The organism is bacterium (assembly GCA_021108215.1).
In the GTDB taxonomy this organism is placed as follows: Bacteria; Oederibacteriota; JAAXVQ01; order JAAXVQ01; family JAUVAV01; genus JAIORK01.
The window spans coordinates 42,016-55,168 of the sequence record JAIORK010000045.1 but is presented as its reverse complement, the minus strand read 5'-3'; the positions used below and the strand labels follow the sequence as shown (position 1 = coordinate 55,168).

At 47.3% G+C, this 13,153-nt stretch carries 12 protein-coding genes; all 12 read left to right on the top strand.

The window, feature by feature from the left end; translation table 11 throughout:
- Positions 1-68 precede the first annotated feature (68 nt).
- The 12 genes from K8S19_10290 to K8S19_10235 all read left to right on the top strand — a co-directional run bounded on the left by K8S19_10290 (position 69) and on the right by K8S19_10235 (position 12,999).
- Positions 69-1,361, top strand: a complete 1,293-nt coding sequence (locus tag K8S19_10290) for an O-acetylhomoserine aminocarboxypropyltransferase/cysteine synthase (GenBank protein ID MCD4814064.1) — start codon at positions 69-71, stop codon at positions 1,359-1,361.
- A 502-nt stretch (positions 1,362-1,863) separates the two neighbouring features.
- Positions 1,864-2,856 (top strand): tRNA 4-thiouridine(8) synthase ThiI, encoded by a 993-nt coding sequence (locus K8S19_10285; protein ID MCD4814063.1) that lies wholly within the window; start codon positions 1,864-1,866, stop codon positions 2,854-2,856.
- 1 nt (position 2,857) lies between these two features.
- Positions 2,858-3,859 (top strand): NAD(P)-dependent oxidoreductase, encoded by a 1,002-nt coding sequence (locus tag K8S19_10280; GenBank protein MCD4814062.1) that lies wholly within the window; start codon positions 2,858-2,860, stop codon positions 3,857-3,859.
- A gap of 76 nt (positions 3,860-3,935) precedes the next feature.
- On the top strand, positions 3,936-4,397 hold the full coding sequence (locus K8S19_10275; GenBank protein ID MCD4814061.1) for an arsenate reductase ArsC: 462 nt from the start codon (positions 3,936-3,938) through the stop codon (positions 4,395-4,397).
- Positions 4,390-5,433 carry an acetyl-CoA synthase subunit gamma gene (locus K8S19_10270; GenBank protein ID MCD4814060.1) on the top strand — a complete coding sequence of 348 codons (1,044 nt, stop codon included), beginning with the start codon at positions 4,390-4,392 and terminating at the stop codon, positions 5,431-5,433. The genes K8S19_10275 and K8S19_10270 overlap by 8 nt, the downstream gene beginning before the upstream one ends.
- Positions 5,434-5,449: 16 nt before the next feature.
- Positions 5,450-5,755, top strand: coding sequence for a 4Fe-4S binding protein (locus K8S19_10265; GenBank protein ID MCD4814059.1), 306 nt, complete (start codon positions 5,450-5,452; stop codon positions 5,753-5,755).
- Between the two features lie 66 nt (positions 5,756-5,821).
- Positions 5,822-6,328: a hypothetical protein gene (locus K8S19_10260; protein ID MCD4814058.1), complete on the top strand. Its 507-nt coding sequence runs from the start codon at positions 5,822-5,824 to the stop codon at positions 6,326-6,328.
- A complete protein-coding gene (locus K8S19_10255; GenBank protein MCD4814057.1) occupies positions 6,325-7,488 on the top strand; it encodes a hypothetical protein in 1,164 nt (387 codons plus the stop codon). The genes K8S19_10260 and K8S19_10255 overlap by 4 nt, the downstream gene beginning before the upstream one ends.
- The gene (locus K8S19_10250; GenBank protein ID MCD4814056.1) at positions 7,476-8,489 is read left to right on the top strand and encodes an FAD:protein FMN transferase; all 1,014 of its coding nucleotides are present in this window, start codon (positions 7,476-7,478) and stop codon (positions 8,487-8,489) included. Before K8S19_10255 ends, K8S19_10250 begins: the two co-directional genes overlap by 13 nt.
- A 376-nt stretch (positions 8,490-8,865) precedes the next feature.
- Complete coding sequence (locus K8S19_10245) at positions 8,866-11,118, top strand: TonB-dependent receptor (protein MCD4814055.1); 2,253 nt, start codon at positions 8,866-8,868, stop codon at positions 11,116-11,118.
- A 385-nt stretch (positions 11,119-11,503) separates the two neighbouring features.
- Positions 11,504-12,094: a DUF1007 family protein gene (locus tag K8S19_10240; GenBank protein MCD4814054.1), complete on the top strand. Its 591-nt coding sequence runs from the start codon at positions 11,504-11,506 to the stop codon at positions 12,092-12,094.
- The gene (locus tag K8S19_10235; protein MCD4814053.1) at positions 12,091-12,999 is read left to right on the top strand and encodes a hypothetical protein; all 909 of its coding nucleotides are present in this window, start codon (positions 12,091-12,093) and stop codon (positions 12,997-12,999) included. Before K8S19_10240 ends, K8S19_10235 begins: the two co-directional genes overlap by 4 nt.
- Positions 13,000-13,153 lie beyond the last annotated feature (154 nt).

Sequence of the window (13,153 nt, the reverse complement as noted above, 5' to 3'; positions counted from 1 at the left end):
AGCGACTAGCAAATAATTTTGACAGCAGAGAATTGAAAGCAAAAACACTAGTAAAGGAGATTTGGAAAATGAGTGATAAAAACTATCGTTTTGAGACCCAGGTTTTACATGCCGGGCATGTGCCGGATTCGGTAACACTTTCCCGGGCGGTTCCGCTGCACCGGACCAGCAGTTTTGTTTTTCGTGATACCGAGCATGCAGCCAATCTATTCGGGTTGAAGGAGTTGGGCAATATTTACACGCGCCTGATGAATCCCACTCAGGACGTGCTGGAAAAAAGAATTGCCGCGTTGGAAGGCGGTACGGCAGCACTGGCACATGCTTCAGGCACAGCTGCTGTTTTTAACACGGTGATTAATATATGTCAGCAGGGGGATGAGGTGGTGGCGGCCCGCAATTTATATGGCGGGACCTACACCATGTTTGACGCTATTTTGCCGAAATTTGGAATTAAGGTCCATCTGGTGGATCCGGGTAAGCCGGAAGAATTTAAAGCAGCTGTCAATGAGCGCACCCGGATGTTATTTATTGAAAGCATCGGTAATCCGGCGCTGGAAGTGACGGATATTGCAGCTATCGCGGCTGTGGCCCGGGAGCATCATTTGCCCCTGGTGGTGGATTCGACTTTTGCCACACCTTATCTGCTCCGGCCGCTGGAACACGGTGCAGATGTTGTGATTCATTCACTGACCAAATGGCTGGGCGGACACGGGACCGGCATCGGCGGTATTGTTGTGGACAGTGGTAAATTTGACTGGACGGATAAAAAATTCTCCCTTTATACCGAACCGGAACCAAGTTATCATGATTTGCGGTTTGGACTGGATTTGGGTCCTTTGCAGCCCCTGGCCTTTATTTTGCGTATGCGTCTTGTTCCCTTGCGCAATCTGGGGGCGTGTATTGCTCCGGACAATGCCTGGCAGTTTTTGCAGGGGATCGAGACATTGCCTTTACGGATGCAGCGGCATTGTGAAAATGCGCAGGCCGTGGCCGAGTTTCTGGCAAAGCATGATCAGGTCAGCTGGGTTCGCTATCCGGGTCTGCAATCCGATCCGGGGCATGCGACAGCTGCCAAGTATTTAACTAAGGGTTTTGGCGGTATGGTAGTATTTGGGATCAAAGGCGGCGGCACCAAGGGTCAGAAATTTATTGAGTCGCTGGAATTGATTTCTCATTTGGCCAATGTCGGGGATGCCAAGAGTCTGGCCATTCATCCGGCATCGACCACACATTCTCAATTGACTGCCCAACAGCAGCAGGAAGGCGGGATTACACCTGATCTTGTCCGGCTTTCGATTGGGATTGAAAATGTGGAAGATATTATTGATGATATAAAACAGGCGCTGAATAGAACAGTTTAAGCTTGGAAAAAAAGTGGAAACCATAATTTGGCATAACACTGTTGAGATAAGACATCCGAAGGGTCTTTTGGAAAAACATTGCGCGGCAACTGCAAAAATATGGTGGTTTTTAAAGCCTTGTTCGGCTGGGCAAATTGTGAAAACGATTTCCGCTTCAATATTTTTTCAAAAGACCCTTCGGATGTCTGTCAAAATATGTTTATTTTACAATCATGCGCGTCAAAATTGAAGAATCAGTGGTCAATCGAGATCACCATGGATGCTGATTTTTCCAGGAAAAAACGCACCCCAAGTGTTCAGGGGACATGGTTAGACCTTATCGGCATTGCCGGCTCTAGCGTGTGGACACAGTGTCGGTTTTCCTGAAAAAACCGGCATCCATGGCGATTCAGTGACAGTGGATAACGTTTATTTGGACAGCAATATTTTACAATAGGTTTATCAATCCAAAAGTGTCTAACGCTTGTTATTTAGACAGTCACGATAAAGATAGGATGCGGCTATGAAAAAAGCAATCGTCCTTTATTCCGGAGGGTTGGACAGTATGTTGGTGATCGGTTTGATGCAGCGGGCGGGGGTCGAGGTCATTCCTGTCATGTTTCAAACCCCGTTTCACAATCCTTATAGCAAATCAGGGATGATTAATTACGGGAAAGTCGTACAGGATCAATTTTCAGTGACATTGCGTGAAGTTCCTTTGACCGATGATCTGCTTGACGTGATCCGCGACCCCAAACACGGCCGGGGAAAAAACATTAATCCCTGCATCGATTGCCATTTATTGATGCTGCAAACGGCCAAACAGCTCATGCAGACATGGCAGGCTGATTTTATTGTGACCGGCGAGGTGTTGGGACAGAGGCCCATGAGCCAGCATAAGCAGGCGTTGGACTTGATTGCACGTAAGTCAGGTTTGGATGGGCTGGTGGTAAGACCGCTCTCAGCCAAATTGCTGCCGCCAACAATACCTCAGACCGAGGGGTGGGTTGCTGAGGAGTTTTTATTGGATATTGGCGGCCGTGGGAGGAAGCGGCAGATGGCGCTGGCCCAGGAATGGGGTCTGCAAGATTACAGCACACCGGCAGGCGGCTGTTTGTTAACAGATTCAGGTTACTCGCGTAAATTGAAAAATCTTCTGGAATCGGATATGCTGGATATTGAAAATTGTCATTGGATCCAATTAGGGCGTTTTTTTAATCTGAGTGAGAAATGTAAACTGGTCGTGGCACGGAATGAAAAAGAGTGTAAATTACTTGTCAAACATTCCCGGACAGAGGATTATATTATAGAGCCCCGAGAGGGCAAGGGGCCGACCGCGCTGTTGCGCGGAGTAGGGAGCGAGGATCATGCCGGGCTGGCAAATGCAATTGTGGCTTATTACTGCAAGCATGACGGCCCCCTTGATCTGGTGATCAAGCATGGTCAGGCACCGGAACGTATTGTGACGGTGGCTGCAGCCGATGAGGCGGAGGTCAAGCAATGGCTGGTGATGTAATATGAGGGATGAAAAATTCGGGGTAGAGAAAATCGCTGCGCAGCATACGGCATCGGATGAGCACGTGATGACGATTATGGTGGTGGGCAAAAATGCGATGCTTCGGGACACCCTTGCCCGGCAGGCTTTGGCCCGGGGGCACCGGGTTGGCGTGGTGGTCTCTAAGGAAAAAGAAAATACGTTTCAGGAAGAAGATGGAATTTCGTGTATTGTGTCGGAAAATTTTTTAACCGCCGATGCCGCCAGGGTCTCTCTGACAGGCTATGATGCCGTCATTGATGCCACCACACCGGAGTTCGTATCCCTTGAACGCAATGTTGAAAAATATGCAGAAAGTTTGCAGGCGCATAAAACACGCCTGCTGCGTTGGGGAAAAGAAGCGGATGTGAAAAAGATTGTGATGGTTGATCAGGCGGCGCTCTTCGCTGCGCCGGGAGAATCATCCGTCGCCCGGGAGACGCATGCAATCAATAAAATTGGGTTCGGCAGGGCCTATTCCCTTATTTGGGATGATTACCTGCAGCAGTGCCGGGAAGCCGGAAATGTGATGCGTGTTCATCCGGCGGAAATTTATGGTCCCGGCGGGTGGCTGCAAACGAAGATTGTGGAGCCGCTTAAGTATACCGGGCATGTTCCTGTCATCGGGGAAGGTGGCAATCGGATTCCACCTTTGCATGTGGAGGATGCGGCCGGAGCGGTTTTGGTGACACTGCTGCAAGGGAAGAGTAATGAGGATTATATTTTTGGCGGCCCGGCAGTGGTTTATCATGATTTTTTAGAAATGGTCACAGGGTTGATGGGGCTGGCGTTTCATCTGAAAAAAACATCATTGTGGTGGGAGAAAATCCGGCGCGGGATCATGGCATCAGAACACAAAATAGCCGGTTATGCGGTGGATACGAGCAAGGTCCGTCAGGCGTTTGCGTGGGAGCCACTCTATGGAAATCTTCAACAGGGTATCGCCCAGGCGCTCAAGTCGCTGGGTGTGCTGGCCTGGAAATAATTGACCTGACATGTGAAATAGTCGGTGCCTGGGAATCGTTTGCCGGGACCATACAGAAAATCAACCCGGAGATACTATGCCGTCTGTAAAAGAAAAATTTAAAATACTTTTTTTGTGTACGGGGAATTCCTGCCGCAGCCAGATGGCCGAGGGCTGGGCCCGTTTTTTGAAAAATAATCATCTGGATGTTTATTCAGCTGGGATTGAAACGCATGGACTCAATCCGCGTGCGGTGAAGGTGATGGCTGAAGCGGGTGTCGACATATCCCGGCACCAGTCAAAGTTGGTGAATATACTTTTGGATGTTGCGTTTGATTATGTTATCACGGTATGCGGGCATGCCCGGGAAAATTGTCCGGTTTTTCCGGGTTCAGCTAAGGTGATTCATCAGGGTTTTGACGATCCTCCCCAATTGGCGCGCGATGCGGATTCGGAAGAAGACGCGCTGGTGCATTATCGCAGGGTTCGCGATGAAATTAAAATATTTATCCAGGCCATGTCGGAAAACATTGTCAAGGGCGGGGCGGATCATGTCTGAAAAGAAAAAGTATCTGTTTGGAAATATTGAAACCGCGGCCGGTCCGGTGATGCTGACAACGTCGGGTTTGTGCGCAGCCGATCATTGGGGCGGATTTCTGGCGCGGTTTGATATTGGGCGTATGGATTATACAGTAGCACCGGGGATCTATGGGTTGAATCAGCCGGATGCGAATTCACCGGTATTTGTGTCAGCCAATTACAAAATGAGCTTTGATGCATTGCGCAGCCGGTTAAAAAAAATCAGTGCCTGGATTTTGGTGCTGGATACCCACGGGATCAATGTTTGGTGTGCAGCCGGCAAAGGGACGTTCGGAACCGGGGAAATGATTGCGCGCGTCAAGTCGGTGCGCTTGGATGAAATTGTGACGCATCGCAAATTAATTGTGCCCCAGTTGGGTGCGCCGGGTGTGGCGGCCCATCAGGTGAGGCAGGCCGGCGGGTTTCAGGTTATCTATGGACCTGTCCGCGCCAAAAATATTCCGGCATTTATTGAGAATGAATTTAAGACAACTGAAAAAATGCGGCGTATCTATTTTACGGTATTTGACCGGGCGGTTTTAATTCCCGTTGAAGTCATTGGGCACATGAAATATGTTTTTTGGGCATTGCTTTACTTTATGCTGCTGTCCAGTGTCCATCGTTATGCATTTTCTTTGAATGCCGCACTGGCCGGCGGGATTATCGCGGCGGTATTTTTGTTTGCCGGCTTGGCCGCCGGGACGATTTTAACCCCGCTGCTGTTGCCGTTTATCCCCGGACGCGCTTTTGCAGGCAAAGGGGCGCTGATGGGGGTGCTGGTCTATGGTGTTTTAAAAATGACCGTGCCGGCGATGGCCGCTTGGGTGATCTGGGATGATTTGGCTTGGAGTCTGATGGTGGTTTCATTGGCCTCTTTTTCAGCTATGAATTTTACCGGGACATCAACCTATACATCTTTGTCCGGTGTGCTCAAAGAGATGAAAATTGCCGTTCCGATTCAGATCGCCGTATTTGTGATTGGTGTGGTGATATGGACCGTGGGTCAATTTACTTAAACAGGAGGAAGCCGTGCTGGGGAATCACTACTTAAAAAATGTTGTCACACTTAAGTATGATCGTGAAAAATGTATTGGTTGTAAAATGTGCGTTCAAGTATGTCCGCATGCCGTCTTTCGCATGGAAGGGAGCAAAGCGGTCTTGGTGGAAAAAGATGACTGCATGGAATGCGGCGCCTGTGCGCGTAATTGTCCGTCTCAAGCCATCACGGTCCGTGCCGGGGTGGGGTGTGCTTCAGGGGTTATCAAAGGATTTTTAACCAATAGCGAACCGACCTGTGACTGTGTCCAGGACGGGAAAAAATCGTCTTCATGTTGCTGAGGTATTGTTGGCGCCATTGTGAAAAACAGCTTTTCTCCTGAATCGATCAACGTTACAATAAACGTCATGCGAAAATTTTTCTTTCTGTTGACCGCTTGTTTCATCGCCGGTCCTGCAAGCAGTGCGGTTGATTATCAAAATAGTCAGTGTGCCTGTGTGGGATCGAAAACACCCGCACACAGGGATGCCAGGGAAATTCGTCAGGCCTATCCTGCGGATGACCATATCCTGCGTTTTATTTTTAAAACCCAAACCTATTATATTCTTGTCCGGCGTCATCGGGTTTTTCGTGTGTTTTCAGGTTGGGAAACCGGGGAAGGTGATACCCATGTCTGGGCGGTACTGGACAAGCAGGGTCAACTGGTGGAATGGCTGGTTTTTCCCGGGGGGGAACGAACGGACATGCAGGCCCACCGGTATTCCGCAATCCTAAAAGACGGACCTTTGGGAAATGTGTATCCGGAAGTATTGGAACTGTTGCGGCGGAATTTGGCGGGTCACTGGCCGGCATTTATAAAACGTGTACGAATGAATATTTATCGTGTGGATACGCTGGGGCAGGCGACGCCATGAAAGGGATATTATTCAGCGGGGTCATGGGGGTGTTGTTGATTTATGCCGGTAATACCTGGTGCGCCTGGGATGGCCGCGTAAAGCAGGGGTATCAATCACAGCAACAGTTTTTTGAACCAACCAAGGTTAGGCCCTGGCTGGATGATACGGTGAGTAGTGCGACGCGCACCATGGATGAAGCCGGACCTTTTACAGAAATCGAAGCAATCTATGATTTTGAATTCCTGAAAGGGACGCTGGGGGTGGGTGTTTTTGCCAGGGTACTTGAGTATGCCGGGGCTTCGTTTCATGCCATTGTAATTCCGCAAGTAATCTATCAAAATCGCAGCCATAAATTCCAGGCAGGCCGGTTTCGTCCCGGTGTCCGGGGGAGTGGTTTGCTGATTGCGGATAGTCCGGTGGCAGGTGTTGCGTATGTAAATCGTTTTTTCCATTGGGAGCATGAGGTGTTTTATTTCGGACTGATGGAACCGTCGGCATTTCAAAAAAAGGCGGTATATTTTTCCGGCTATAGCGAAACCATCCACATGGCAGGCGGGAAATTGTGCGCGCTGTTGGTCTATGATGCGTCAACGCCGTTTGCGGACGCATCCCGTGCGATGAGTGATCCGGGGTTTTATTCCAGCCTGTCCGGTGACTGGGAATTTGAAAATAAATGGTTTTTGCAGGGAGAGGCTGCCTACGGAAATCAGGCGGGCTCGGTTTTGGCGGGCCTGGATATGCCTTTGTTCCCGTTTTTATCCTGGCAGACGCGGATACGTTATCAAGATGAGGGGTTTGCGCCGTTGCTGGGAATGTATTCCCGGGACAGCGGGAAGCAGACATCTTTTTTGCTGCGTTTCCCCTGGGATTTTTATTCTGAACAGTTTATTATTGCACCCCAATTTGGTGTGAAGCATACGCCGGAACAAGACTATTGGATGCCGGGGATCAAGCTGGAAAGTAGTTTGTGTGATGTGATTTGGATCAGCGCACTGCTGGCAGCCGAACAACCGCAGGGCGACTGGGGTGCTTACGGTCATTATGAATATTCCCGGATCAAGGTGGTCTGGATGATGACAGAATCATTCGTGCTGGATTACACGTGGTCTAAGACGTTTGATGGTTTTTTTGATTGGAAAGAAATTCAGAATCAGGTTGGGGTAGTATGGCGATGGTGAAGATGAAAGTCCGCAGATTGATGCTGTTGCTGTTGGCTGGGATGGTGATCACCGGAGTATTTTTCGCAGCGCGCAGCATCAAAGTGACTGAGACGCGCAAGGCAATCGGTACCCGGGTCACGATTACTGTGATCGTGAAAAATCAGCCTCTGGCAAAAAAAATGATTGCGGGGGCGTTTGCTGAGATCAGTCGGTTGGAACTGATCTATAGCGATCGGCTGGAGAACAGTGAATTAAGCCGTATCAACCGCAGCGCGTATTTAAAGCCAATGCGTGTTTCAGATGAAATGGGCGCAACCCTGGACCATGCTTTTTACTGGTATGAGCGGTCCGGCAGCCGGTTTGATATTACCGTCGGGTCGCTGGGGCGGCTGTGGGGATTCAAAGGTGCGCGCATCTCAACGCCGCCGGGCCAAGCTGCGATTCGCCAGGTGACCGAGCATTTGGGCATGGATAAAATCCAGTGGGACCCATCATCCAAAACCATTCGACTGGGCCACGCAGATGTTCAACTCGATGTGGGCGGGATTGCCAAACTCGAGATTCTTCGCAAACTCCGGGACTATTTTCAGGCAGCGGGCCAATACAAGTATCTGGTCAATTTAGGTGGGGATGTCCTGACCGGACAACGGGGTGAATTGGTTAAATGGAAAGTCGGCATTTCCGATCCCGATGATCCCACAGCGATTATCACACGTTTGGAATTGGAAGACAGCCTGGTGCTTACTTCCGGCGACTACTTCAGGCACTATGAGGTTGAGGGCCGGCGTTTTCACCATATTCTTGATGCGAAAAGCGGCTATCCCGTACGGACGATTAATGCCGCAACTCTGGTGATGCCTGCCAATTATCCTGATCCCATGCCCTCGATTGTGGTTTTTCTGCTGGGCCCGGAAGCTGCCCTGGACATGATTGAAACTTTACCTATGGTGGAAGGTTTGATATATTCGGAGGGTCAATTGGCCCGTTCCACCGGATTTGGCAGGCTTGAGGTGGAATGACTATTGGTAAGGATATACCGGGTTTTGCGTTTCACCCGTGGTGTTTTCAGCATTGGAAAGTGAAAAATCTCCGGAAATATTCATGGGGTGCTGTTGGGCTAATGGTTTTTGGCGGGCAAATTTTTTTCCAACGCTGAAAACATCATCGGGGTGAAGTTTATTAATCATTAGGACAATGGTTAAGTAGTTCCTGCGAGTATTTGTTTTGTTTATACGAGCTACGCTATAAAGGATATGGCAAAAAATATTGCCAAACAGACAGTACTGTGAATTAAGCGGGTTTGCGTTTTCGTATAAACAAAACAAATACTCGCAGGGACTTAAGCGAAGTAAATATTTACCATAATTTTCATAAGTTGAGTATATCAGGGAGGGAATGTTGAAAAAAACGGTTATCATGTTTATGCTGTTTTTAATCCCCAATGCGCTTATGGCTCAGGTCTATACCGGTCAGGTGGTTGACGGGAGCACTGCTGCGGCAATCGGCGGAGCGAAGATTTTCGGGGCCAAGGGCGTTGTGGTCACAACCGACCAAGCCGGTTATTTCATACTTGAGGCAGATACTGCTCAGGTGGAAGTATCTGCACCGGGATACCGCAAGAAAACACTCGAACTCGATTCCGGCAATACCCGGATTGAGTTGTATGATTTTAATGTTTACGAAATGAGCCGGTTTGTGGTCAAAGCAGATCAGGATGAAGCTGTGATCCAGATAAGTAAACAGGATTTAAGTGCAGAGATCATCAATCAGACTACAGCCTCGCTTTTTCCGGATGTCATGAAGGTGGTGCAGCTGCTGCCCGGTGTTGCCACCAATCACGAGATGTCGAGTCTGCTGTTTATCCGCGGCGGCGACCCGGATGAGATGTTGGCCATCCTGGATGATATGGTGATTATTGATCCCTACATGTGGGGCGGGATGATTTCGGTGTTTAACCCCAATATGGTGGAAAAGCTTGAGTTTCAATCCGGTGGTTTTTCCGCCCAGTGGCCTCAAGCCATGTCCGGGATTTTGAATGTCAAAAATAAAATTGGCAATCCCGAGAAATTCAAGGGGTTTATCGATCTCTCAGCGACAACGCTTGATGTTTTTGTTGAGGGGCCTTCGCTTGGTCCGGCAGACAGTTCATTTATGTTCGGATTGCGGCGTACTCATTATGATTTATTAATCAATCTGCTTTATGCGGATGAAAGCCTGGTTTTTCCTTATTTTTATGATGGGCAGCTCAAATTGGCGTTTCCTTTTGACAAAAATATGGTGACACTTAATTCGATTTTTTCCTTTGAAGGCATGCATATGAAAAGAAGCCCGGAAGAGGGCTATTCATCTGAAAACACGGGAGAAAGGGAATTTATGTTTTGGGATGTGAATTTTAATCTCAGTCTGGCATCGGATTATAAATTTTCCGAGACCCTTTCCGCCTTGACCTTGTTGGGGGCGTATTATAATCAGGGGGAATATAGTTTCACGGATGCTTTCACGCCGTTTAATATGGAAAAAGACCAGGTGATCATTCAGTTGCGGCATGTCTGGCAATGGGATATTTCGGAAAGTCAACATGTCCGGGCCGGCGTATATTTGTTTCCTGCCTGGGGTGAAGTAAGCATTGTAAATTCGGTCCGGTTGCCGACCGGGAATAATAGTTACTATGTGGATACGATTGATGAACGAATGCAGACCGGCGGGGTATCTTTTGCAGGAGTTTTTCTACAAGATGAGATCATGCTCTTGCGCGATCTGTTCTATATCAATCCGAGTATCAATGTGCAGTATTACACCCCCAACGAACAATATATTGCCAACCCGCGCATCATGCTCAAAGTGCAGCCGCTGCCGGTGTGGGAAGTGAATCTTGCAACCGGTTTATACAGCCAGTATCCGATCTCCGGACAGCAGATTGATGATTCACTGGGGAATCCGGATTTACTGGCCGAAGAGGCCTTGCACTATGTTGCAGGAACCAAGGTTACTATTATGGAAGATGTTTCCATTGTGGTGGATGGTTATTACAAGGATTACAGCGGATTGATTGTCTCTGATGCTGATCCTGACATCAATTACACCAACAATGGTGATGGTTATGCCTACGGCCTGGATGTGATGCTTAAACGTGAGATTGGCGGCAAGTGGGACGGCTGGCTGAGTTACAGCTGGATCAAGACCCAACGCCGCATCAACGGCCGCACCGATCCTGAGACCCTGGGCCGGCCTGAGAGCGCCACGCCGGTCAATGAATGGTATACACCTATCACGGAACAGCCGCATACCCTGAATTTGGTGGTAAATTATAATTTTACTGAGACGTGGAAACTGGCATTGACCCAGAAATATTCATCCGGCAGTCTCTACACCCCCATTGTGAGCGGGGAATACCAAGCAGCGATCAATGAATGGACACCCGTGTATGGAAAATATAACAGCGAGCGTTATCCGGATTATTTATCAACCGATATTAAACTGAGCATGCCGTTTTTTGGATTGGCAAACTGGCGTTCTTATATCCAGGTTACCAATTTATTTGGCAATGCCAATGTCAATTCCTATCAGTATAAAAATGATTACTCGGATAAACGCGAGATTAACCAGTTGCCGCGCCTGATCATCGGCGGCATTCGGTGGAATTTTTAAAAACTTTAAAAGGCGCTATCCACAGATTGCACAGATCACACGGATTATGCCCTGCGCTATGATGTTAAAGTATTTGATTTGTAGGACCAGCAGGTTCCGCGGATTAAAAACTTAAAAATAAATCGGGTTAAAGAGGTAAAGGCAAATAGGAAAAATTTTAAAAATATTTAGGTCTTAACCCTCAAATGGTTTGAATCTTGATTTTGGAAAAACAGGTGATTATACTTTTGTCATAAAAGCTTTTGTGGTTTTATTCTTGGGAGATTGAATCTGTGGAATTTGCGAAATCTGTGGATGAAGGTTTTAAGGTTTTTTTCAGTAGATGGGAATTTTATATTAAAAGTTTGTGTTTTTCTGTCTGAACCAATAAAACAGGCGGTGGTGTGTGCGGATTGTGTGTTGGGTGTTTTTATTGATGCTGCTGGTGAACGGATTATCCGCTCATCCGCATCTGTTTATAGAATCTTCCTTAATAATTCATTTTGATGAAAAGGGTTTGGCCGGTATTGAGGAAACCTGGGTTTTTGATGAAATGTTCAGCGCGTCGGTTATTGACGATCAGGATAAAAATCAAGACGGGAAATTTGATGAAGCGGAAACTGCGGTGATCAAAGAAGAAGCATTTGATAATTTAAAAGATTTTGATTATTTTACCTATATCCGGATTAATGGCGAGCCGTTTGCTCCGGAATATGTTAAGGGTTTTAAGCCGTCGATTGAAAAAGACAAACTGGTTTATAATTTTTATGTACCCTGTCATGTAAGCGCATCTGTTGCGAACAAAAAAATTGAGGTTTCCATATTTGATACCAGTTATTTTACAGCTGTGACGATGCTGGATGAAAAACCGGCATTGCAAGGTACGCCGGATGCTTTTGAAGTATCCACGTTAATGTACCGTAACAAAGATTTTGTGTTTCTGGGACGGGATGGGTTTCCTGAAACACTGACAATAAAATTAAGGAATAAAAAATGAAGCAGATAGTAATATTGCTGGTGATGGTTCTTCTGACGGCAAGTCTGGCAGCCTGTGCCTATGCGACCAATCCGTTTACAGGAAAAGGCGCTTTGCAGAAAAAAAGTATGCTCCAGACAAAAGGCAAGGTCAATCCCTGGATACAGCCGATTGTCACTTTCAGTCAAAAACATCAAAAAACATTCAAACAAAAGCTGATCAGTTTTGCCAAGCAGATGAAAGAAAAGCCCTTTGGGAAGGCGTTTTGGCTTTTTTTGTGGTTCGCTTTTTTGTACGGTATTTTTCATGCATTGGGTCCCGGTCATGGCAAGTCGATTGCGATTTCATATTTTTTGAGTCGTCCGGGAAAAATTGTTCACGGATTTATGATGGGGAATTTACTGACGTTTAGTCATGTATTTTCAGCAGTCGTGCTCGTCATGATATTCTATTTTGTTTTTAAAGTCAGTGGATTAACCGCGTTCGATCAGTTCAGCGGCTATATCAAAGTGCTTAGCGCAGTATTACTGATGGGCGTTGGGGTGTATTTAATCGGCCATAGTATTCATGAATACAGACACTGGTCTTTTGCGGTGGAAGAAGACGGCCGGAAAGTGCCGGATATAAAAAGCCTGGTCATGACGTCCTTGGTGACCGGACTGATACCCTGTCCGGGAGCCGCGATCATACTGTCCTATGCCATTTTAACCGGTATTGTTGTGCAGGGATTGCTGGCAATGATCGCGGTATCGCTGGGCATGGGACTCACCACATCGTCGATTGCATTGTTTTCCATTGTGTCGCGCCGGACGTTTTTAAAAATAGTCCGGAAAAGTACCGGTCATTTTAAAATAGCGTACACATCATTTTCATGTGTCGGTGCATCCGCCATTATTTTAATAGCGATATTCATGCTGGTTGGTTAGGTGTGTGTGGAATACGTCCCCATCGGTGATTGGTGCCAGGCACCGAATTATCCTTTAAAATAAATACTATTATTGCATATTTTATTGCAAAAGAAAGGTTAACTTATATTTGACAAATGAACGAATAAGGTATAATATTACAAATAACGTTAAT

Coding starts and splice junctions, on each gene's coding strand:
- K8S19_10275 (MCD4814061.1), top strand. CDS start 3,936: ATGCCGTCTGTAAAAGAAAAATTTAAAATACTTTTTTTGTGTACGGGG.
- K8S19_10270 (MCD4814060.1), top strand. CDS start 4,390: ATGTCTGAAAAGAAAAAGTATCTGTTTGGAAATATTGAAACCGCGGCC.
- K8S19_10235 (MCD4814053.1), top strand. CDS start 12,091: ATGAAGCAGATAGTAATATTGCTGGTGATGGTTCTTCTGACGGCAAGT.
- K8S19_10290 (MCD4814064.1), top strand. CDS start 69: ATGAGTGATAAAAACTATCGTTTTGAGACCCAGGTTTTACATGCCGGG.
- K8S19_10255 (MCD4814057.1), top strand. CDS start 6,325: ATGAAAGGGATATTATTCAGCGGGGTCATGGGGGTGTTGTTGATTTAT.
- K8S19_10260 (MCD4814058.1), top strand. CDS start 5,822: ATGCGAAAATTTTTCTTTCTGTTGACCGCTTGTTTCATCGCCGGTCCT.
- K8S19_10285 (MCD4814063.1), top strand. CDS start 1,864: ATGAAAAAAGCAATCGTCCTTTATTCCGGAGGGTTGGACAGTATGTTG.
- K8S19_10250 (MCD4814056.1), top strand. CDS start 7,476: ATGGCGATGGTGAAGATGAAAGTCCGCAGATTGATGCTGTTGCTGTTG.
- K8S19_10245 (MCD4814055.1), top strand. CDS start 8,866: ATGTTGAAAAAAACGGTTATCATGTTTATGCTGTTTTTAATCCCCAAT.
- K8S19_10280 (MCD4814062.1), top strand. CDS start 2,858: ATGAGGGATGAAAAATTCGGGGTAGAGAAAATCGCTGCGCAGCATACG.